The sequence below is a fragment of the Paenibacillus sp. sgz302191 genome, from assembly GCF_057749925.1.
On record NZ_JBYLHY010000024.1, the window covers coordinates 1 to 21,468 of the forward strand.

The following is a 21,468-nucleotide window of genomic DNA, read 5'->3' on the forward strand; positions in this document are numbered from 1 at the left end:
CGTCCTTTGGTTTGTTAGTTTCATCGTTTCCAGTTCTTACGCTTTTCAAGCTTGAAACTGGAGCTGTAGACCTGAATTATTTTCATTCTGTGGGGTGACGTCCACGACGTCATGGGGTTTTTGCAGGAATTCTTCGTGTACAGCGATCACGGGCGCAAATTCATGTATTTTTGCAGGTTTTCTTCGTGCAGACGGGCAGATTATGGCTATCTCCTCTAACGTGGGGGTTTTTGGGCAGCCTGCACTTTCGCAGGTTTTCTGTTTACCAACCCGCCGGGGACGTTTTTTGGGCAAAAAAAGAAACCCTTCTACCGAAGGGTGTACCAAGCCTAAGCATAGCTCTTCTTTTCTAACGCTTTTACTTGCCGCCGGCAATGCTTTCCCCTGCTAACGACCTTTCAAACATCTCAATTATTTCCAAAAACCGCTCCGCCTCGCGGAATACATGATCCGCCAATAGCGGATGAATAATGCTTTTTATTTTACATTGGTCGATTAAATCTCTGGCCGTCTTTTTGAAATCGCGCAAAGATTTTACGGATACCCTGTTCTGATCAAGGAATTGGTTTAACAATGGATCTGTCTGGGACTGAGGCCGCATGGAGGATAAATCCCTGGCTTGAAACAATAATTGATCGAAATCATGGCTAAAATCGCGGGCTTGATCGACAAGTTTTCGCTCGGACGGATCCAACAAGTGGCCGATGAACTTCGCATGGTCGGCCATGATCCGCAGGAAGAACACATTTTCATCAATAATGGCATCTTGCAGCGGTTCAAGATTGCCTTGGTTTAATTCTTCCAGCCGATTGCGGAAATAATTCGCTTCCCGGCTGGTATGATCCACCAATAGCGGAAAATTCGTTTGCCCCGGCAGTTGGCAGGTTAGGATAAGCCCCAATATTTTTCTTTTAAAAGCCCATATATGCGATGCAGCCGTATGTACTTCCGTATTAAACTGCAGGATCGTCGTCGGATCCGTATGTTCATCCAAAGCATGCGACTGCGCTTCAATTCCTTCAAAAATATGATAAAAATGGTGAGCCTCCTGGATGAGTTGAGTATCCTCTTGGCGAAATCCCAAGCTCAAGAAAAACGAATGTTCCTTCATAATCCGGGACCAAAAACGGATTTCATCCAAAGATCGACCGACAAATCCATCACTCATGAGCAGCCCTCCATTAGCTTCCTTTCTGTTTACTTTTATATATGATCAGGATGTTTGGCTTCATTACCATAAATTGAAAAACGCATGGGAATTTTGATGAAACGATATTCCATACGGCCAATATCCAACATAATATATAAAAAAAATTTGCAAAGGAGCTGCTAATTTGAAAAGAATACCAGTGGAGGGTTTTGTCGTTCATTCCAACGAATCAGGAAACGAACATGCTCATGGACTTTATATTACATCTTGGGACGGTCGGCCCGTTTATCATGTACACCCTTATTCCGGCGTTACTTCTTATGATGACGGGCATGTCCATCAATATGCCGGCGTAACCGAGCCGGCTCTAACCGGAGTTCCGCACGTGCACAGATACCATACCATGACGTCAGTCAATCAAGGTCACACTCACACGATTCACGGTGTAACGGGTCCGGCGATCGACATTCCCGGCGGCGGTCATTATCATTATTTTGAAGGGTATACAACCCTAAATGGAAGGAGGCCTCATGTGCATCATTACCAGGGAGCTACCGGCCATCAAGCTTAAGAAATGCCTTTGCCTCCGACAGGACGCAGCTTGATAGGCTCCGCTCCCGCGATCAAAGGCCTGCCGCGCTGCAAGAGCGCCAATACTCCCTCATTGCGGAGGGAAGCGTCATGGGCTTCCGAGCTTCCCCACAATTCCGTTACCCATACGACATTCGGATCGTCCTCCGATTCGTTAACGATATAAAGCGCGCAGCCCTCTATCGCGTTCATCAGTTCGGCTCCTTCGAGCAAAATTTGCACAAGCGCGTCCCTTTGCCCCGGATGGGCCGTTATTTTAGCATACATTGCGAAATTATTCATAGTCGCCACCTCTTTTAGGAATGATTTCCGATTGCATCTTTTTATAATGCGCCACAATTTCAGAGCTTATTTCCGTCATTTTCGCTATGAGAAAATCCGGTTCGAGAATGGTCAGCGATTTTCCGTATGGGAGCAGAAAATAAGGCACGTAAGTTTTCAACGAGTCGCTGCCTAACCGGAATACGGCTTCTCCGCCGCTGCGTTCGGCCAGCGTATGGCCAAACAACCAATGCCGGACCAGTTCGTTCAGCGCAAGTTCATGCCCTCGAATGCGCACGGTTACAAGAGAGCCGGCATCCATGGAACCGGGCAGCAGGCTGCTCATAAGGAAATCTTTCGCGGAAAAATGATCGGGCCGCTCGAAATGACGGCCGGTTGGTTTCAAAGCGGCGATGCGGTCTGCACGAAAGCTGCGCAGCTCCCGCCGAAGGCAGCAATAGCCTACGGAATACCAGCTTCCTTTCCAATGTATGAGTCCGTAAGGCTCGAACTCGCGCGTGCCCGGCGTTTCTTGCTTGCCGCTAAAGTACTTCATCTCCACCGCTTCCCCGCGAGCTGTCGCCTCCTCCAGCACTTGAAGCAGAACCTGCAGCTTCCCGTCGACCGGCGGGTGAATGACTGAAATCCCCGCGCTATGCCGCTCCATTTGATCGAGCTGCTTGTCGTTCGCATAACGTTTCAGTTTGTCAACCGCCCGGTTCAGCGCCTCCGTAAACGGATATCCGGCCTCCCTGGCAAAAACCGATGCATGCATCAGCGCCTTCTGCTCCTCGACATCGAACATCAGCGGGGCGTCGGTAAAATGGTCGAGCAATTGATAGCCGCCGCCCGGACCCGAGTCAGCAATGATTGGCGCACCGCTGGCACATAACGAATCGATGCTGCGGTATACGGTTCGAATATGGATTTCCAACTCGTCTGCCAGCTGTTGGGCGGTCATTCGCTTGCCGGACCGGAGCAGCCATAAAATGGACAGCATATTGTCCGCTTTTGACATTGCAACGCTACCTTTCTGTTATTCGCATAATAGTAGTATACAAAATAATCACTGACACATTCGGTCAGTGATTATAATTTTCTTCTACTCCCCTAAGCAGGGGAAATCCGTTACAAGGCGGACCACTTGCCCGTGTTCGTTCAGCGCGAAGTAGGAAGCATAGAACCCGTCGCCCCAGCCCGATCTGAATACGGCGGCATTGTGCGGTTTTTCCGGAAAAGGGACAACATTGCAGTAATCCGGGCTTACCGCTTCATCGCCTTCCAGCAGCTCGCTGAGGTAATCGTCGTAATAGTTGTCATATTCGCCGTCCAGCTCTGCCGCCAATTCCCGCTCGTGCGCCATTAATTGCTGCGCGCTCTCCGCGTCCATGAAGCAGCCCAGTCCGGCATCGACCGGATACCCGAATATTTCGCCGGGCTTTAATTGGCGGACATCTTGCCCGGGAAGCAGCGCCAGCTCCCAAGCCGCTATCTCCTCTTCGGAGAAGCGGATTTCAGCGCAGCAAACACGGCCGTACTGACGGTCGATATATAAATAGACCGGGAACGTCCCGACAGGCGTCCGGCGGGTAAAAGCCGGCCTTTCCGCATTCGCGAGCGGATCGGCGGCCACTATGCTGCCGGAAGGCACATACAAGTCAGGCAACCGCACGACTTGCCGAACATCGGGATGGCTTTCCCCCGTTCTCAGGACGTCAAGCAGCTTGTCTTCCGGCCGATTCACCAACGCCGACCTGCTTCGCTCGTACCGCAGAGCTTGCAAAGCTTCGCGGAACCTTTTTTTCACCGCCAGCGTTGACGTATATTCGTTTTCCGGAGCGGTCTCGAATTGGCACAGCAGCTCCCACTGCTCGTTATGGACATCGTACAATAGCTGCCACCGGTTCTCTTGCAAGTACCAAACGACCCGCAGGCTGTAAAAGTACGTGCCGTCCATGAACCCGACCTGCCTCCACTCCGGTTCGTGGCTCTGGTAGTAGAAGCAGCTCCCCGCATCGTCCAGTTTGATTTTGTACAGGCTCTCGCCTTCAGGACTCCCGACGCCATCGCGGAAAATCTCGTCAAACGCAGCCGGAAGCTCCTCGGCAAAAGACGCATAAGTTTGCTGCAGCTTGTCCTGATCGATCACCGATTTTCCTTCGTCAAACCAGCGCAGAAGCAGGCTCTGATCCGGCCATAGGCCGTCCGTTCCGGCACTCGCCGCAACCAGTTCGTCACGCAGGACGTCCTTGGCGAGGTGTGTCGACGGGTACAGCGTCCAGCGCTCGATAATCCCTCCGTCCTCATCCCTGAGCTCGTCGATACCGTAAATATGATCGTCGGAGATGAGCACATTGCTGCGGATTTGCCCGATATGCACATCAAAGTCACGGGCAATAACGGCGCCGGCCGCCAATTGACCGGCCACGATCAACTCGCCGTGATTGTAAAATCCGTACAAGCATTCGCAGCTTACATTCCCGCCTACATAAAAGGTGGTGCCCCATAAAGCGATGTGCCTTGCGGTCAGATCGCCCAATACGACCAGAGGCGGCGAATAATCGATATCGTAAGCTTCGATAAAGCCATCCACCGTCAAATTCGCGGCAAATATGTAACCCGCAATCGTAAAATGAAGCCGGTCCGCCTCCTCGGCCAGCTGCGTCATATCCAGCCGCTCCAGATGCGCGCTTTCTTCGGACAGCAGGAAATAAACCGGCTTCTCATCCATGCCATGCAGCCAGGCGTCGTTAAGAACATCGTACAAAATGGCGTCGTGACGGGGATGTTCGATGCCGTTCAGCAGATTGTCCGCCTGCTTGACCGTAATCAGACGGAACGTATGTCCAAGAAGCGTGCATGTCTGTGTGAGCAGGTCCTCCTGCTGCGCGAGTGCTTGCATAAACTGTTCCTTGCTCAACGAAAGCGCCGCGCTTTCGGCAAGCTCCCGATCTCTCTCCTGCACGTACCCTTTGTTATCGTACCGAACCCTCGCGACGAGGCGCTCGAAATAGCGCAAAGCCTTTTTCAGCTCATTCAAATCATCGGTAGATAGCGGCTTCAGCGGCTTTTCATATCCGTTGCCTTCCTGGGAGTATAGGCCGACCATTTTTTCTCCCTGTTCGTTCACGGCGATATCGTAATGGAAAAAGCGGAAATCTTCCTCATCGTTTGCGCCCGCGAACTCTTCCCCTACAACGAGCCGGGCCGTTCGGCCTTGTTCCGGCAGGCGGAAGCCGAAAAACAGATTCCCGTGCCAATAACCGCCCTTGTCCAAATCGTAATAGTCGTAATACTTCTCATGAACGATCGGGAAAGCCAAAATCTCTTCGATCGCTTGCACGGTAACTGCCGCTCGCAGCTTCTGCAAATAAGATTCGGGCTGAAGCGGAGGTTCGCCGGTTTGTTTTTTCAGCAGCGGCTTCCCGGCTTCCAGCAGTTGCAGCACTTCGCTGCTGCGGATCAGCATGCATTCGCCGTCATCCTCGTCATACAGTTCCTCGGCCAGCCACCTCTCCAGCATTTCACTATCCAGGTCCTGCCAATCCCCGCGACTATCCCATTGCGTTATATGCTGCGTACAATTCAGCGATCCCGCGATGTTCACGTGATACTCGTCCGTTTCGGCAAAGACTGCGGCGCTCACGTCTCCTTTTACGGTAAGATCGCCGTGATTGTAGTCTCCCCAGAACAGCTCCTGCACCGTCAGGCTGCCGCTCACATAAATTTCTTGACCGCCCACAAGCATGTTCCGTGCGGAAAGCTGCCCGTTCACGATCAGTCCGGCAGCGCCGTCCGTATTTTCGTTGTAAATGTAATTGTCTACGATAAGATTGCCGTCTATCAGGATGAGTCCTATCCGTTCGTCGCCGAACGGCTCGTCCAGATTCAAGCTCTCCAGACGGGTATCCCCCGAAAAATAAACGGCGATCTCGTTTTCCAACCCTTCCCTACCCCGCTCGATCCGGGCAAAATTCCAGCTGTCGCTTGGCAGCTTGTCCTTCAGCTGCAGCAGCGGAACAATTTGATGGTTAATATTCATAGTCCGGTACCTCCACGCTGATTTGGATACATGGCTACGCCTGATTCCGTTTCTCTGCGTATTCATCCTACCATGAACGAAACAAATGTCATAGTTGCTTTTGCCCTAGTACATCCGGCCGACTCCCGAATGCAAAAAGGGCTTGCCCGCCAGCATCGAACACTGCTGAAGGGACAGCCCCTGCGTCCTCAATAATACGGTGAGCCTTCCGTCCTCCTAGCCATATGAGGGTGCGATAATGCCCGGGTAAACGGCGCGTTTGTTTATTTCAAGACCGTTGCCGATATCGGCGATCTCATTTCCTTTTACCGTTACATGCCGCTCGCAGCCTTCGTAAACGACAGTTCCTTCCACCGTTCGCACGCTCATGCCGATCAGCGATTTTAACGTTCCTTGCCGGTCCGTTACCGCTCTCAAGCCGTTCGGAAACTCCAAAATCAGCTCGCCGTTTCGATAAACCGTACTTTGTTCGCGCGTGTTGACCAATTCAAATACGGCTCCATCCACGATACGGCTGTAAGCGGTCCCGTTCGCAATCTCCTCACCGTGATCGACCGCGTAAGGCAGCAGCCCGGTAAACCAAAGCTCGTCTTCCGGTCTGGGCATAATTCCGCTCAGCCGCTCCACATAGTCCAGCACACACAGAATGGCGGGCGAATACGCTTCCGTAAACCCTTCCTCGCCGGTCCACGGGCTTACCGCTTGGGAAAACCGCGTCATTTTATGAAAAGCGGCCATAAGCGGATATATCACATAGGTCAACTCCACAAAACGGCCATGATGCTCAAAAGCGTACGGTGCGCGGATCAGGCTGAGGAAGTTGGACGGGCCTCCCCAGCTGTTGTAACTGGAAAAAGGGTCAAAGCGCGGGTCGTCCATCGCAATGGACGTAAACGGATATTTGGCAAAAAATTTCCGCGTATTCAACAAATAGCGGCGCAGAGCCTGATCAAAGAACGCCCGGTCCCCCACTTCGCAAGCAAGCACACGCAGAAGGACGTCGGATTGCACGCGCACCAGGTTATCGTTCTTATCGAGATCATAAAAGAAGCCGTCCGCCTCATCGAAGCAATACCGGAACAAGCTGTCCAGGCTTTGTTCGGCCTTTTCCCGCCAGATCTCGCCGCTCTCCCCCAGCTCTTCCGCCATCCGCGCCAAATAAAGCCGCTGGCAGTATACATGGGCCGTTAAATCAGGGGCCACGAAAGGCAGGATAGGAGAATCCGGGTTGCACAACCTTGCATCGTTGTCATGCGGAGTATCCGGCACGTGCCAAAAGCGCGGCGACAAGTCATGGCCCGTATCAAACGTACAAAACGCCTCCACCCCGTTCGTTCCGCGCGTATTGCGATATGTGGACAGCCACTCGTCATAACGCTGCATCGCTTTGTACATTTTTCGCAAAAACGGCCGGTCCCCGCCATGCAACCGGTAATGGTTCCATACGCTTCTAGCCAGCGGCGTTACGAGCTGAATTTGCCTGTAGGACGGCCCATTCGCCGTCAGCTTATAAGGCATTAAACCGTCCTCGCGCTGATAATCGGCGAACAATTCATAGGTCGACCGGGATACCGACGGTATGAAACGCGACAGCAGCTCGGCGTTGATCGTCCCTGTGCTTTCCAGCCAGCAGCCCAAATAAATGCCCCCTTCGTGCAAAACGGGCTTTTCGCCGCCTGTCGGCACTATGCAATCGAGCAGTTTGCGCAGCGCTTCGTAATAGACGTCTTCCAATTTTCCGGAAGAAGCTGCAAATTTCACTCCCGAGTGCAGCCATTCGGCGAGAACCGGACCATCTGACGGCTTTTTCAAAGTGCCGATCCGCGCCTCCGTTCGAACCTCGCGCAGCTTGCGCAGCATTGCTTCTCTCATCCATTTGTCCTCCAGCCGTGTGTCGTATTGCCGTTGCGGCTTTTTGTCATTTATTATTGTTGAAAATTTTAGTCGCCCCGGCGTAAAAATCTTCAACGCCCTTTTTCACGTCTTTTTTGCCGAATCCGATTTCCTGTACAGTTGTTTCGATCAATTTCGTATATTCCGTAAAGCCAGGAGGGTTGTAACTGATGGCAAACGGCTCTTTGTTCGTCGCCGCCGAAACGCGGTTCGTGTAATCGTAGATGATTTGCTCCACCGGGTTGGCGTCTTTTTTCAGAAGATCCCGCATTTTGGAAGTGACGGGAATGCCGCGGTCGTTGCCGAGAATTTTCGCCGCATCGGGATCATTGATCCAATAGTTCATCAGCATGGCGGCTTCCTTCGGATGCTTCGTTTTCGCGTAGCCGGACAGCCCTTGGCTCGATTCGAACACAACGCCGGTTCCTTTCGGCCCGCGGGGCAGTTGGATGAGCGTCAGTTTGTCCTGCGTCAAATTTTGATGAGCGCCCAACTGGTTCGAAGCGAGCAGGCTCATAGCCACTTTGCCTGTCACAACGAGCGATTTGCTCGTATCCGACGGCGGATTGGACACCTGCACGGCCGGCGGTACGACGCCGCCCGCTTTCGACATGTTCTCCCATAAGGCGAACCATTCTTCCGCATCTTTTTGCTCGAAGCCGAGTTTGGCGTTCTCCATATCGTAAAGCTGCTTGCCTCTTTGCTTCAGGTAAATGTCCATGCCGTCAACCGTAAAATTGTACGTACCGTATATATCTTTGCCCAGCTTATCCGTTATTTCCTTGCTGATGCGGCCGTAATCATCCCAGGACCAGCCATCCTGCGGAACGGGAATGCCCGCTTTCTTGAACAGTTCCGTATTGACGACGATGCCGCGCGCATTCGCTCCGGCGGAGATGTGAAGCAGCTTTCCTTTGAGCGTGCCGTATTGAATCATCGATTTGTCCATATCGGTTAAATCAAGCTCTTTGCCGACATAGGGGTCCAGTTCGAGCAGAACGTTTTTATTCGCGTAATCGACGACATTGCCTCCCAGGAAAAACACGTCGGGCGCCGTGCCGGAAGCCAGCTGCGTGTTCAGTTTGTCGAAATAACCGGAGCTGGGCGCGAATTCGCCGACAACTTTAATATTCGGATATTTCTCCTCGAATTTGCGCAGCGCTTCGTTGGTGCGGTCCGCCCGCTTCTGGTCGCCCCACCACATCATTCTCAGCTCTATCTGTTGCGCTTTGGACAGTTCTTTGGCTGTGCTTGGAGCGCTGCCTGTGCCTCCGCTCCCGGCTCCGGTGCCAGATGAGCAAGCGGCCATAACGGCCATCAACATGGCTATCGTTGTCAATGCCAAACCTTTTTTCATAGAAAGTCTCCCCCTAAGTTCGTTATGGTAATCGCTTACAAAATAGCTGCAAATCGTCGGTTGACCCGGTACTTTTTGCGGACTATTTCAGTCCTGTAGTTGCAATGCCCTCCAGAAAGTACTTCTGGCAAGTAAAGAAAATCGTCATGATCGGCACGAGCGACAGCACGGACATGGCGAGCAGCGCCCCCCAATCGGACTCGCCGGACGGATCGAATAAAGAGCGAATCCCGAGCTGGACCGTAAACAGTTTAATGTTATTGAGATAAATCATCTGCGAGAAAAAATCGTCCCACGTCCAAATGAACGTAAAGATGGCCGTCGTAATTAAAGCCGGAACAAGCAGCGGCATGATGATGCGAAAATAAATTTGGCCGTGCCCGCAGCCGTCGATCGTCGCGCTTTCGTCCAATTCCTTCGGAATTCCCCGGATGAACTGAACCATGAGCAAAATGAAGAACGAGTCGTGCGCCAGCCATTTGGGAACGATGAGCGGCAAATACGTGTTGATCCATTCGAACTTGTTGTAAATGATATACTGCGGAACGAGCGTTACGTGGTACGGAAGCATGATCGTCACCAGCATAAGGCTGAACCAAAGCTTTTTCAATCTGAAATGGAGGCGCGAAAACGCATAGGCGGCAAACGAGCACGTGACGATGTTGCCCAGGACGGAAAGCACCGAAATTTGCGCGGAATTCAGAAAAAACCGGGCGAAGGTCGTGCCCTGCAGCCCTTTCCATCCGTTCGCGTAATTGACGAGCGTCATTTGTTTGGGCCACAGGCTCGTATCCGAGAAAATCAACTGATTCGGCTTAAAGGAACTGCTGAGCAGCCATAAGACGGGATAGAGCATGAGCAGGCCGAAAGAGATAATCAGCAGATGCTTCAACAGTTTGGCGTAGTTCGTATGTACAATCATCCGGCTATCCCCTCTCATCCTTGCCGTCGCCATAAAACACCCAATACTTCGACGTAACGAACACGACGGCTGTCAGCGCACCGATCACGACGAGCATAATCCAGGCAAGCGCCGAGGCGTAGCCCATATCGAAAAAAGAAAACCCTTTCAGATACAAATACAAGGTGTAAAATAAAGTCGAATTCAGAGGTCCCCCGCGACCGTCTCCGATGATATAACCGGGTGTGAACACTTGAAACGAATTGATAATGCTCATCACCAGGTTGAAAAAAATGACCGGAGACAACAGCGGAAGCGTAATTTGAAAAAACTGCCGCACTTTGCCCGCACCGTCCACTTGCGATGCTTCATACAGATCGGCAGGCACCTGCTTCAGCCCGGCCAGAAAAATGACCATCGCCGACCCGAACTGCCAGACCGACAACGCAATGATCGTCGACATGATGTAGTCCGGATGCGCCGCCCAGGCCGGTCCCTGAATGCCGAACCGGCTCAGCAATTGATTGAACAGACCGTCGCCGTCGAATATTTTCCTCCATACGACGGCAATGGCAACGCTGCCGCCAAGCAAGGACGGGATGTAATAAACGGTCCGGTAAACGCCAAGCGCACGAATCCCTTTGTTCAGCGCCAAAGCTACCCCCAGCGCGAAAACAAGTTTGAGCGGGACGGACAATAATGCGTACTGGAAAGTAACTCCCATTGAGTGATAAAAGGAATCGTCTTCCTTAAAAATTTGCGCATAATTGTCCAGCCCCAGCCATTTGGGCGCATTCAATAAATTGAATTTCGTCATGGAGAGATACAAGGAGCCCAGCATGGGCCCCAGCGTCAAGCAGAAAAAACCGGCCAGCCATGGCAGCAAAAACAAATAAGCTGTACGATTTTGCCGTGAAAGAGCCGTTTTGCCTAATGATGTCAAAAGAGCGCCCTCCTCCTTTCGTGATCGTTTCGATGAAGATTCATCGTTTGTACCATCATCATAAGGATTCGCAGCGCTGCTTTGAATGTTATTTTTTCGGCTCTTGATTATTAAATTTTTCAGATTGTTTGCGCAGACGATAGTCGGAAGGCGGCATTCCGTACAACCGCTTAAATTTCGAACTGAAGTAACTGGCATTCGAAAAGCCGGCCAGTTCCGCGATGTCCCATAAGTTGAGCATTGTTTCATCCAGCAGCTGCACAGCTTTGGCCATGCGGACATCGGTCACATACCGGATGAACGTCTTCCCGGCCTTGGACTTGAACATTTCGGAAAAATACGATGAATTGTAATTAAAGCGTTCGGCAAGCATGTTCAAATTGATATCGTACATATAGTTGTCCTCAATGAATTGCTTGGCGGCCTGGATGATGGATTGCTCCGACTGGCCGGGACCAGTTTCCGGGCCGCGCACGATTTTATGCGCCAGCTTGTTAAGAAACAGCTGCGCTTTGGCAGGGGTATCGAGCCCCCATACTTGCTCGGGGCGAATCCACAGCTGCTCTCCGCTGTCCAGGGCGATACCGGCGGAATAGGCCGCGGCATCCAGCATAAGATACAGCTGGAAAATGAGTTTCACGAATTTCGCTTGCGAAGCGGCGAAAGCTTCATTCAGCTCTTTGGCCGCGGCCTGCTCAAAAGCGGCAAGCTCGCCTCTGGCTAGGTAAAGCCGCATAACCTTCGCCGTTTCTTCCGAAAGGGCGGCCTCCGTCGCAGGTGGCATATGCATGGCTTGCGGCTCTTTATCGCCTTTCAAATTCCATGCCAACAGCGAAGACAAGTAACCGGCCTTCCACTCTCTTAAGCCTGCGACCGGCTTGCCGGCGGCGATCTCCGGCCGGAAGCCCAAATGTTCGCTCACCGCGCTGCTGAGAGCTTCGACGAACATATCCAGATCCGTCTCGGACATCACGACGATAACATGCATCAAACCCGCATAATTCCCGTCGCGGAATACTTGACACGGATGCTGCGAAGTTTCCGCCACTTCCCGGCATACCATTTCAAAGGGAAGCCGCAGCTTGTCCGGCGTGCGCCCAGGCTGCCCGGCATCATCCGCGCGTTCCGGCAAACCTGCCGTTAGGAACCGGACCTGCCGCTCCTCCCAGTCGTCCAGTTGGAACATCTTCGCCCTTTCCTTGACCGCCGCTTCCCGCTCCCACTCTTCTTTGACCAAATGCACGATAAAATGTTCTTTCATTTCTTTGTAATACTGCGATAGCCGCCACTGCATCACGGCTTGCTGATCGCGCTCACTGCGCTGCTCGTCAAGCTCGCGGACGACCTTGAGCAGCGCCTCCTTCAGCTCGCCCTGTGCGACGGGCTTTAGCAAATAGTCCCTCACGTGATTGCGGACAGCCGCCTTGGCATATTGAAAATCTTCATAGCCCGTAATGACAATGAGCCGCAGCGCGGGATAGCGTTCATGGCAAGCTTCCAAAAACGAGACGCCATTCATCACCGGCATATTCATATCGGTAATGACGATATCAACCGGATGATCAGCCAGAGAGTCTATGGCTTCCTCCCCATTCCCCGCCTCGCCCGCGATGCGCAGCCCCAAGCTCGCCCAATCGACCTTGAGCCGCAATCCTTGCCGTATTTCGGGTTCGTCATCGACGATGAGCACACTATACATCTGTCTTTCCTCCTTGCAGCGGCAGCATGATCGTTATGCAGGTTCCTTGCTGCGGCGCCGAATCGATTTCAAAAGCAAACAGCGCCCCATAGTACAGCTGGCATCTGGCCAGCACATTGCGCAGTCCGATCTGCTGCGACCGGCTGTTCAAAACGTGCTCGAATTGCGAAGCCGACGATTCCGCCCGCAGCTGCTGCGCCAATTCTGCAGCGATTCCGGGGCCGTTATCCGCAACGGCAAGAAGGAGCCGGTTGCGATCCCGCCTTACCCGGACGACGACGTTCGCTGCCGCCTGCTCCGCAAAGCTGTACTTCACCGCATTTTCGATTAAAGGCTGCAAAATGAATTTGGGGATGACGCACGGTCCCGCCGGTTCGTCCTGCTCAATCCGAATATGAAGCCGGTCGGCAAAGCGCACTTGCAAAATGGATACATAATGGCGGACATAGGTCAACTCCTCTTCCAACGGGATGAGATCGTCGCTGATTTTCAACGAGAAGCGCATCATTTTTCCCAGCGATTCGATGACTCTCACCGTATCCTGCGTGCGATGCTGCATAGCCAGGCTGCTCAGCAATTCCAACGTGTTAAACAGAAAATGAGGATTAATTTGCATAAGCAGCGCTTTGTATTCCGCTTGCTGCCGCAGCAGCTTCAGTTCGAACTCCGTCTTGATATGATGCCGCAGCCGTATCAGCATGTTCCTGAACGTCGTCGTCACATAGCCAACTTCGTTGCGGACTTTTGCTTCTTCGGGGATCCGATTCTCTGCACCGTGAAAATCGCCCATCTGCACAAAACGCATCGCGGACGCCAGGCGCGAGAGCGGTTTGGAAATCCCGTGCGAAAGCCATATCGCAGCGGCAATTGCGGCGGCAAGCAGCAGCGAGGCAAATATGAGGATGCTCGTCCGAAGCTTGTACAGCTTGCCGTATAAGTCCGCTTCAGGCACGATGCCGACGAGCAGCCAATCGTTCAGCTTCAGCTTTTTATAGACTACAATGTTCGTTCCGCCATGCCCATTATCCAGGGAGATCGCGCCATTCTGGAGACGGCTGCCGGATATCGCCTCAATCTGCTTCACAGCTTCCGGGTATGCGGCAAATTCCCCCTGGCCCAAAATCGGGTTTCCTTGGCGGTCCAGCAGGAAAATCGTGCCCTTTTCTCCAAGATGAATCCGGCTCAACGGCTCCAGAAAAAAATCGGATTTGACGTTGATCTTCATCATGCTTTTGGATTGGGACGGCTCGAACGTGCCGATGGGCAGCAGCAAACTCACTACGTCAAAAGACTTCGCCCGTCTGACCTCAATCGGGTCCTGGTGAGCGGACACCCATTGGATTCCCTCCGCTTTGAACCGGTTATACCATGGATCGCTCTTGAAAGCAGCCTCGTTCATGATCTGGTTATCTTCCGAAACCCACATTCCCTCCTGCCGGTACAACGTGATCGACGACACAATCGAATAATTGTTCACCGTCTGCGTCAAAAACTGGCTTAAATGAATGTTCGCCAGCATTTTCTCGCCGTCAGGCAAAGCGGGGTCGGACAGCGCAGTGTCCCAATTTTTCGTCGTGCTGCTATTGAACACAATCGAAGAAACATCGTATATTTGCGCGAGTGCCATGCTGACGAACGACCCGTATTCGTCCATTTTTTCGAACGCGGACGACTCAATATACGAGCGGATGGTCGAACGGGATTCCGTAAAAAACAAATACGACATCGTCCCCAACGAAACGAGCAGCAAAACGATGAAAATAACGATCAACCGGCTTTTGAGCGAGTAGAAAATGAGCAAGTCCCCCCTCTGTTTGCGTGATGATTTGTTACATCCATATAAAACCCGGGGATCGGAATTTGTCAACCGGCCTATGCAAGAAAAAAGGGCAAGCCCTCCAGTAAGACGTCCAACTGCAAAATAAAAGGCCGCGCTGGAGCCTGTTGCCCCAAAGCGGCCTTGACGACGCTATTGCCATTCCTATCTATTCGTTCCGTCTGTGTTCCGACCGGGCCAGGATTAGCACATATCCGCGGGTTCCGTCCAGCCGGATCCGATCGCCGCTCTTGATCTTCCCGGTTGCGCCGTCGATGCCGACGACTGCCGGCAGCCCGTATTCGCGGGCGACGACGGCGCCATGGGTCATCAGCCCCCCGACCTCCATGACCAAACCGACAGCCGAATGGAATAGCGGCGTCCAGCCCGGATCGGTAAAAGGCGCGATCAGAATTTCGCCTTTGTTCAATTTGGCCTCTTCCGGACGCAGCACGACGCGGGCAATGCCTTCGACGACTCCGGCGGACACGGGCGTACCGAGAAGTGCGCCTTCCGGAGCGGCTTGCTGTTTGCGCTGCCCGGTAATGATTTCTCCTTCGCTGGACATAAGACGCGGCGGTGTCAGCGTGCGAAAACGCTCGTAGTCGCGTTTTCGTCTTTCCAGCAGCCGCTCCAAGTCGTCCAGCGGCTTCCCTTCGCTCAGCGCAAGCAATTCGTCGAGCGTCAAGAAAAATACGTCGTCCTCGTCGCGCAGCACTCCGGCGCCTGTGAGCAGGCGCGCTTCTTCCTTCAGCGCTTTACGGATGATGCCGAATACTTGCATCAGCAAATATTTGGGATGCTCGCGAAGCCCCATCATGCCCCGGAACACGTGCAGCAGGCGGGTCATCAGCTTTGCCTTCAACCAGCCGAAAGGCTGGCCGCGGAGACGTTCAACAAGATCGCGCGCAGCCGCTTCCGCTTCCCGCGCTCCTTGCGCGAACTTTTCGCGATGCTCGCCCGGCGCTACGCTGCGCATATGGCTAACGATCGACGGCAGCAGCGTGCTCGCGTCTTCCAGCCATCGCGGGCGCGTAATGTCGATTTCGCCGGGACAGCGCATGCCGTATATGTCCATGAACCGGTCCCATTCCCGCGCAAACGCCTCTCCTCCTTGCACGAACTGCAGCTGCTCGCGGAAGCCGCGAGGGTCGCCGTGACCGATCAGTTCGGCAACCTGCGAATGCTGTCTTGCGATATCGGCCAAATCGCCGATCATCAGCCCCATTTCACTCGTGACATTGCCGGGCAGCGATTTGTTCAACACGTGCACTGTGTCACGATCGCCAAGCCATTTCTCCGCGAGCGCCTGGACCATTTTTAATGCAATTATGCCCGGGAGCGGATACGGCAGCAGTTCGCGAAAAAAACGCCGCAGCAAAACCCCGATTTGCTCTTGTATGCGAACGATCCGCTCAGGCCCTGTAACGCCAAACAAACGTTCCTCATTCGTCTTCACGAATGCTTCGACCTTCTTGTTCAGTCTTTCTGCCGCTTCGGAAGGGCGGGCAAAAAACAAGTTTCGGATGGCCCTGAACACGATGGGACCCGCGAATTCAAGCACGGCTCTCTTTTGCCCGGGCTCGGGAGGCAAATGTTGAATGAATCCTTCCCGCTCAATGAACTGGGCGACTCCGCTGCTCATTTGCTCATCCACAATGCGCAGGGCAATCGGAAACAGCTTGCGCGCCGGTTTTAGCAAAAACAGCTTCGTGATATCGGCGTACAGCCTTCCTCCCGCTGTATACATCAACCCGCTTTCCGAGCAAAGCGACGTCTTTCCAAAAGGAAACATGGTGCGCCATACGGTCAATGCCATCGGCTTCATCGCATCGGTCATCATTTGCTGGTGACCGAGCGACAACAGCAAATGCGGAGACTCTCCCGGCGCCGTGGGAACGTGCGGCAGCGGATACAGCGACGTAATCGGCCGGCTCTGCACAATATAGAAACGCCCGCCCTCATAGCACCACTCGATATCCTGCTCCGTGCCGTAGTGCTGCTTGATTTTCTCGCCTAATGCGGCCAGCCGGACGATCTGCCCGTCGTCGAGCGCCTGCTGCTCCTGCATGTCCGCAGGCAAATCCTGCATTGCGGTGCCTCCGTCCGGCAAAGCGAAGATCGCGATTGTTTTCCGGGCAATCTTTTTCCCGATCAATGCTCCCGAACGCACCTGGTACAAATCGGCCGATACAAGTCCGGATACCAACGCTTCCCCCAGCCCGTAGCTGGCGTCGATCGATATCGTGTCCCGGCGGCCGCTGACCGGATCGGCGGTGAACATAATGCCCGACACTTCGGGAAATACCATCTGCTGCACGACGACGGACAACAGCACGGAACGGTGGTCGAGATCGTTTTTCGTCCTGTACGAAATCGCCCTGTCGGTAAACAGCGACGCCCAGCATTTGCGAATGGCCTGAAGCAGCTGTTCTTCGCCGCACACGTTCAAATACGTATCCTGCTGCCCGGCGAACGAAGCCGTCGGCAAATCCTCCGCAGTCGCGCTCGAACGGACGGCGTATGCCTTGTCCTCGCCTGTCCGGCGCCAGCTTTCCGCAATCGCTATGCAGACCGGTTCCGGAATCGGAAGCGCTGTCAAATGATCGCGTATTTGCCGCCCGAGCCCGGCGATTTCATCCAGACGGTCCGCCTTAACGGATGCCAGCCTTCTAAAAAACTCCGGCATCTCGCCGCTTTGCCCGATAAATGCGCCATAAGCGCCGGTTGTGACGCAAAAACCGCCCGGAACCGGGAAGCCTGCTCGCGTCATTTCGCCCAGGTTGGCGCCTTTGCCGCCCACAAGCGGCAGGCTGCCCTTATCGATCCGCTCAAAATCAAGCACATACCCGTCCATCGTACAGCCCCCCCCTTTTGTCATTGGCAATCGGTTTCGCATGTCTAAGCCCCCAAAGCTTCCCAATGCCTTAATGAAGTCATCTATCGCTTAAGTTTGCGCAGTACGCAGCCGTATGGCCTCTTCTATCCCAGTTTAGGTACTGCAAGACTTAAATATTCATGTTGAACTAGCCTTCAGCCTTCAAATATATTTACATCATTAATATTTAATCATATTAATTAATGTCATTAAATATCGAAAACTGGCGCTTTTCGCGGATTTTCAGAGTCAAAAAAAGCCCTGATCCTTCAGTTCAGGGCCCCTTCATTTCCAAACAGCTTATGAATCCAAATCTTTCAGCTCGATCGCATACGATTGCCTTATTAAATGAACAAATGAAATAATCACTAACGGCAGCGCCACATACAAGAGCATGCCGGAGGAGATGAAAAACGAAGCGATGGAAAGGGCGAGCACACAGCCGGTAATAATTAAGGATAGCGACAGCTGATTTTCATTGTTCACCTTTTTGTATCTGTTAAACGGATGAAACGAGATAAAGGAGAAGCCCAGGTTTTTCTTCTTCAAAATCCATGCGAGAGACAAACCTACCAAGACGGTTACGACCTGAAGCAGCAGCGAGCCGGAACTGGTAGGCATTTGGTCATCGTCATAATTATACAAATTGCAGCCTTGCAATGCGATCACAACTATAATTTGCAGCAAAAAGTATAACGACAATCCGGATAGCAGAACGATGCCGATGCTGATCCACTTCATTTTAAAAATGAAGCGAATAAACAGAAACGTCAGCAGCGTTTGAAAAGCCGTATCATAAAACGAAAAGCCCAGTTTCACTCTCAAAACATAAGAAATGACGGCCAAAACCATACCAAACAGCCCAATATGGAGAAGCTGCATCATCGTAGAGCGATGACGGTACAATGTAAAAAACAGCATAAAAATGGTGATCGTCTCAAATGTGGAAAACAATACGGATAAAAGGAACTCCACGCCAACTCCTCCATCAGTTCGTGCTTGATCTTTATATTCGGCATGTTATTCTTTCTACGATCCCTTGTACGATTCCTCCATTTTTGCGCGCTGGAATTTACCCCCTTTATTTGGCAGCGGGAAGCACCCAAATACGTTCGTCCCTGAGCACGGCCTCTACCGGAGATTCGAAAAACCGGCTTAAATGCCCGCTCGTGAGCAGCTCCCTCATCTCGCCCTTCATGAACACTTCGCCCCGGCGCAGCAGCAGTGCATGGCGAAAGATCGGCAAAATCTCCTCCGTATGATGGGTCACATACAAAAGCGTAGGCGCCCCTTCGGCCCGGGCCAACTGCTCGATGGCTTCAAGCAGCCGCTCCCGCGAAAAGAGATCGAGCCCGTTGCAGGGCTCATCAAGAATGAGCAGCTTCGGAGAAGCCATAAGCGCCCGGGCGATGAGCAGCTTTTGCTTCTCCCCCTGGGAACACGACTGGTACGTGCGGCCCGCCAGGTGCGAACAGTGAAGCTGCTCCATCAGCGCATAGGCGCGCTGCCAATCGGCCTCATCCGGCTTCTCATACAAGCCGATCGTGGCATATTTGCCGCTGACGACAATATACTCCGTTTTATCGTTGGCATACAGCTTCTCCTGCAGCGATGAGCTTACCCAGCCGATGGAAGTGCGAAGCTCGCGCAAATCGACCGTGCCAAAAGCGTTCTCCAGGACGGAAACCGTCCCGGAAGTCGGCCATAAATAGCCGGTGATGATGTTCAACAGCGTCGTTTTCCCGGAACCGTTCAGTCCCAGAATGGCCCAGTGCTCGCCTTTTGCCACTTCCCAGTCAATCTCGTTCAAAATGACGCTCTCACCTCTGCGAAAGCTCGCCTGCTTGATACTGATCACCTGCTCCATGAGCACTCACCTCTTTCCTCGACTCTCCCGATAAGATGCGGTCCGACGGCAGCAAAATCGCCAGCAGTCCTAACAGCGGCAAAAATGCGCACAATTTGATGACGAAATCCACGCTTGTCGCATCCGCCAGTGCGCCGAGCACGGCAGATCCAATTCCGCCCAGGCCGAACGCCAGGCCGAAGAACAACCCCGCTACCATACCGACGCGCCCCGGAAGCAGCTGCTGCGCATACACGATAATGACCGAGAAGCCGGACATCAGAATCAAGCCGATGAAGATGAGCAGCACAATGGCCACCCCCGGACTGACATAAGGCAGAAGCAGTGAAAAAGGCGCCGTTCCGAGAATGGAGAACCAGATCATATTGCGCTTGCCGAAACGGTCTGCGAGCGGTCCGCCGAAAAAGGTGCCCGCCATCCCCGCAAAGAGCAGGATAAATAAGTAAAGCTGAGACTGTTTAATGGAAATGCCGAATTTTTCAATCAGGAAAAAAGAATAATACCCGTTCATACTAGCCAAGTAAACAAATTTGGAGAACAACAGCATGATCAGAATCGTCACGGACAATCCGACAATTTTTTTGTCAAGCTTCAGCTCGCTTTGGCTTTGACTGCGGTCAGCCTTTTTCCGCTCCCTTTGACTCAAATCTTGCCGGTACCAGCGGGCCACCCGGAATTGCACGATAACCGCCACGGCCGCAAACAGCGTGAACCAGATGATGCTTTTTTGACCGAATTGCACAAAGACGAATGCCGTCAGCACCGGCGCCATAGCTTGTCCGGTATTTCCCCCCAGCTGAAAAATCGATTGGGCCAGTCCTTTGCGCGTCCCCGAAGCCAAATGCGCCACGCGCGACGATTCCGGATGAAGCACGGCCGAGCCGATGCCGATCAGAATGACGAACAGAAGCACCAGCGCGAAACTGTTGGCATAGGCCAGACCGGCAACGCCGACCAGCGAGAATAGCACTCCGGCAGGCAAAATATACGGCGTCGGCTTGGCATCCGTATATGTACCGATTATGGGCTGAAACAAAGACGCGGTAACATTCAAGGCAAAACCGATCCAGCCGATTTGGCTAAAAGAAAGTTTCAGCGTTTCATGCAGCAGCGGAAACATCGAAGGAATAACCGATTGAATCAAATCATTCAACAAATGTACGAAACTTACGGCAAACAAGATGGATAACGCCATCGTATTCGCCTGTTTGTTTATCGTCTGACTTTCCATGCGGTATACCACTCTCCCAAATTCGTAATATCATCTGACGTTTAAACCGACAAAAAAAGAGTTATGGGAGCACTTGCTCCAACGCTCTCTTTGTTCCTTCCAAATGCCGCAGCGTGTAAGTTACAGCCGCCTGCTCATCCTGATCGCAAATCGCCTCGTACAGCTTCACATGCTCCTCCGTGTATTCGTCTTGATGCGCAGGATCGGCATGCAGTTTCTCCAAAGCGACGCGCAGCACTTCGCTGAACGTCCGGTACAAATCCATCATGACCGGATTTTTCGCAGCGGCGGCTACCGCCAAATGAAACGCGATGTCCGCGTCCAGGTACTTCTGCTGCTCTCCGGCCGCAAGCGCCCGATTCCGCTCCTCCAACTGGCTGCGAATGTGCGCCAGATCCTTCTCATCGCGGCGCCGCGCGGCAAGCCGGGCGATCTCGGACTCGAGGGAGAATCTCACCTCGTATACATCAAGCACCTCGGCGCGGCGAAGCCGGATATCAAGCGGCTCCTGCGTGCTGGCCGTACCGATGACGAACGTGCCGTGCCCCTGCCGCTTCTCCAGCATTCCGGCGTGAGCCAGCACGCGCACCGCTTCGCGAATCGTCGAACGTCCGACGGCGAACTGCGCCATCAGCTCCGGCTCTGTTGGAATTTGCGTTCCGACGGGAAGCTCGCCGAGCGAGATTTTTTTTTCCAACTGCTGAACGACGTCATCGACAATTTGCTTGCGCCGGACAGTTTGGAACGATATGCCGCCAGAATTCATCTGATCATCTCCTTTATCAGGCATTGTACTAAATCCGTTGCCTAAAAGCCAGCATTTTTTTTCATTGCGGCAT

Annotated in this window: 16 protein-coding genes; 1 reads left to right on the forward strand and 15 read right to left on the reverse strand. The window is 53.0% G+C overall.

Annotated features, from left to right (window positions below; translation table 11 throughout):
• Positions 1 to 358: 358 nt before the first annotated feature.
• The gene (locus AC3G2T_RS27130) at positions 359 to 1,168 is read right to left on the reverse strand and encodes a DUF2935 domain-containing protein (protein ID WP_474683116.1); all 810 of its coding nucleotides are present in this window, start codon (positions 1,166 to 1,168) and stop codon (positions 359 to 361) included.
• 166 nt (positions 1,169 to 1,334) lie between these two features.
• Between AC3G2T_RS27130 and AC3G2T_RS27135 the strand changes: the two genes are divergently transcribed.
• Complete coding sequence (locus AC3G2T_RS27135; protein ID WP_474683117.1) at positions 1,335 to 1,721, forward strand: YmaF family protein; 387 nt, start codon at positions 1,335 to 1,337, stop codon at positions 1,719 to 1,721.
• Here the strand turns inward: AC3G2T_RS27135 and AC3G2T_RS27140 are convergent.
• The 14 genes from AC3G2T_RS27140 to AC3G2T_RS27205 all read right to left on the reverse strand — a co-directional run bounded on the left by AC3G2T_RS27140 (position 1,718) and on the right by AC3G2T_RS27205 (position 21,395).
• A complete protein-coding gene (locus AC3G2T_RS27140) occupies positions 1,718 to 2,023 on the reverse strand; it encodes a putative quinol monooxygenase (protein ID WP_474683118.1) in 306 nt (101 codons plus the stop codon). The genes AC3G2T_RS27135 and AC3G2T_RS27140 overlap by 4 nt on opposite strands.
• The gene (locus tag AC3G2T_RS27145) at positions 2,016 to 3,020 is read right to left on the reverse strand and encodes a helix-turn-helix transcriptional regulator (protein WP_474683119.1); all 1,005 of its coding nucleotides are present in this window, start codon (positions 3,018 to 3,020) and stop codon (positions 2,016 to 2,018) included. Before AC3G2T_RS27145 ends, AC3G2T_RS27140 begins: the two co-directional genes overlap by 8 nt.
• Before the next feature lie 84 nt (positions 3,021 to 3,104).
• Positions 3,105 to 6,044, reverse strand: a complete 2,940-nt coding sequence (locus tag AC3G2T_RS27150; RefSeq protein ID WP_488437548.1) for a DUF4241 domain-containing protein — start codon at positions 6,042 to 6,044, stop codon at positions 3,105 to 3,107.
• 216 nt (positions 6,045 to 6,260) lie between these two features.
• Positions 6,261 to 7,916: an MGH1-like glycoside hydrolase domain-containing protein gene (locus tag AC3G2T_RS27155; protein WP_488437549.1), complete on the reverse strand. Its 1,656-nt coding sequence runs from the start codon at positions 7,914 to 7,916 to the stop codon at positions 6,261 to 6,263.
• 46 nt (positions 7,917 to 7,962) lie between these two features.
• Complete coding sequence (locus AC3G2T_RS27160) at positions 7,963 to 9,294, reverse strand: ABC transporter substrate-binding protein (protein WP_488437550.1); 1,332 nt, start codon at positions 9,292 to 9,294, stop codon at positions 7,963 to 7,965.
• A gap of 82 nt (positions 9,295 to 9,376) precedes the next feature.
• Entirely contained in the window at positions 9,377 to 10,216 is an 840-nt protein-coding gene (locus AC3G2T_RS27165) for a carbohydrate ABC transporter permease (RefSeq protein ID WP_488437551.1), read from the reverse strand.
• 4 nt (positions 10,217 to 10,220) lie between these two features.
• On the reverse strand, positions 10,221 to 11,138 hold the full coding sequence (locus AC3G2T_RS27170) for a carbohydrate ABC transporter permease (protein ID WP_474683124.1): 918 nt from the start codon (positions 11,136 to 11,138) through the stop codon (positions 10,221 to 10,223).
• An 88-nt stretch (positions 11,139 to 11,226) separates the two neighbouring features.
• Positions 11,227 to 12,837 carry a response regulator transcription factor gene (locus tag AC3G2T_RS27175; protein ID WP_488437552.1) on the reverse strand — a complete coding sequence of 537 codons (1,611 nt, stop codon included), beginning with the start codon at positions 12,835 to 12,837 and terminating at the stop codon, positions 11,227 to 11,229.
• Positions 12,830 to 14,638: a sensor histidine kinase gene (locus AC3G2T_RS27180; RefSeq protein WP_488437553.1), complete on the reverse strand. Its 1,809-nt coding sequence runs from the start codon at positions 14,636 to 14,638 to the stop codon at positions 12,830 to 12,832. The genes AC3G2T_RS27175 and AC3G2T_RS27180 overlap by 8 nt, the downstream gene beginning before the upstream one ends.
• A 184-nt stretch (positions 14,639 to 14,822) precedes the next feature.
• On the reverse strand, positions 14,823 to 17,510 hold the full coding sequence (locus AC3G2T_RS27185; RefSeq protein WP_488437554.1) for a phosphoenolpyruvate synthase: 2,688 nt from the start codon (positions 17,508 to 17,510) through the stop codon (positions 14,823 to 14,825).
• Positions 17,511 to 17,831: 321 nt separating this feature from the next.
• Positions 17,832 to 18,506, reverse strand: coding sequence for a hypothetical protein (locus AC3G2T_RS27190; protein ID WP_474683128.1), 675 nt, complete (start codon positions 18,504 to 18,506; stop codon positions 17,832 to 17,834).
• A 106-nt stretch (positions 18,507 to 18,612) separates the two neighbouring features.
• Positions 18,613 to 19,398 (reverse strand): ABC transporter ATP-binding protein, encoded by a 786-nt coding sequence (locus tag AC3G2T_RS27195; protein ID WP_488437555.1) that lies wholly within the window; start codon positions 19,396 to 19,398, stop codon positions 18,613 to 18,615.
• A complete protein-coding gene (locus AC3G2T_RS27200; protein WP_488437556.1) occupies positions 19,352 to 20,629 on the reverse strand; it encodes an MFS transporter in 1,278 nt (425 codons plus the stop codon). The genes AC3G2T_RS27195 and AC3G2T_RS27200 overlap by 47 nt, the downstream gene beginning before the upstream one ends.
• Positions 20,630 to 20,690: 61 nt before the next feature.
• Positions 20,691 to 21,395: a FadR/GntR family transcriptional regulator gene (locus AC3G2T_RS27205; RefSeq protein ID WP_474683131.1), complete on the reverse strand. Its 705-nt coding sequence runs from the start codon at positions 21,393 to 21,395 to the stop codon at positions 20,691 to 20,693.
• Positions 21,396 to 21,468 lie beyond the last annotated feature (73 nt).

Excerpts from the sequence above, each read along its gene's own strand:
- AC3G2T_RS27130 (WP_474683116.1), bottom strand. The coding sequence starts at position 1,168 with ATGAGTGATGGATTTGTCGGTCGATCTTTGGATGAAATCCGTTTTTGG.
- AC3G2T_RS27140 (WP_474683118.1), bottom strand. The coding sequence starts at position 2,023 with ATGAATAATTTCGCAATGTATGCTAAAATAACGGCCCATCCGGGGCAA.
- AC3G2T_RS27145 (WP_474683119.1), bottom strand. The coding sequence starts at position 3,020 with ATGTCAAAAGCGGACAATATGCTGTCCATTTTATGGCTGCTCCGGTCC.
- AC3G2T_RS27150 (WP_488437548.1), bottom strand. The coding sequence starts at position 6,044 with ATGAATATTAACCATCAAATTGTTCCGCTGCTGCAGCTGAAGGACAAG.
- AC3G2T_RS27155 (WP_488437549.1), bottom strand. The coding sequence starts at position 7,916 with ATGAGAGAAGCAATGCTGCGCAAGCTGCGCGAGGTTCGAACGGAGGCG.
- AC3G2T_RS27160 (WP_488437550.1), bottom strand. The coding sequence starts at position 9,294 with ATGAAAAAAGGTTTGGCATTGACAACGATAGCCATGTTGATGGCCGTT.
- AC3G2T_RS27165 (WP_488437551.1), bottom strand. The coding sequence starts at position 10,216 with ATGATTGTACATACGAACTACGCCAAACTGTTGAAGCATCTGCTGATT.
- AC3G2T_RS27175 (WP_488437552.1), bottom strand. The coding sequence starts at position 12,837 with ATGTATAGTGTGCTCATCGTCGATGACGAACCCGAAATACGGCAAGGA.
- AC3G2T_RS27185 (WP_488437554.1), bottom strand. The coding sequence starts at position 17,510 with ATGGACGGGTATGTGCTTGATTTTGAGCGGATCGATAAGGGCAGCCTG.
- AC3G2T_RS27195 (WP_488437555.1), bottom strand. The coding sequence starts at position 19,398 with ATGGAGCAGGTGATCAGTATCAAGCAGGCGAGCTTTCGCAGAGGTGAG.
- AC3G2T_RS27200 (WP_488437556.1), bottom strand. The coding sequence starts at position 20,629 with ATGGAAAGTCAGACGATAAACAAACAGGCGAATACGATGGCGTTATCC.
- AC3G2T_RS27205 (WP_474683131.1), bottom strand. The coding sequence starts at position 21,395 with ATGAATTCTGGCGGCATATCGTTCCAAACTGTCCGGCGCAAGCAAATT.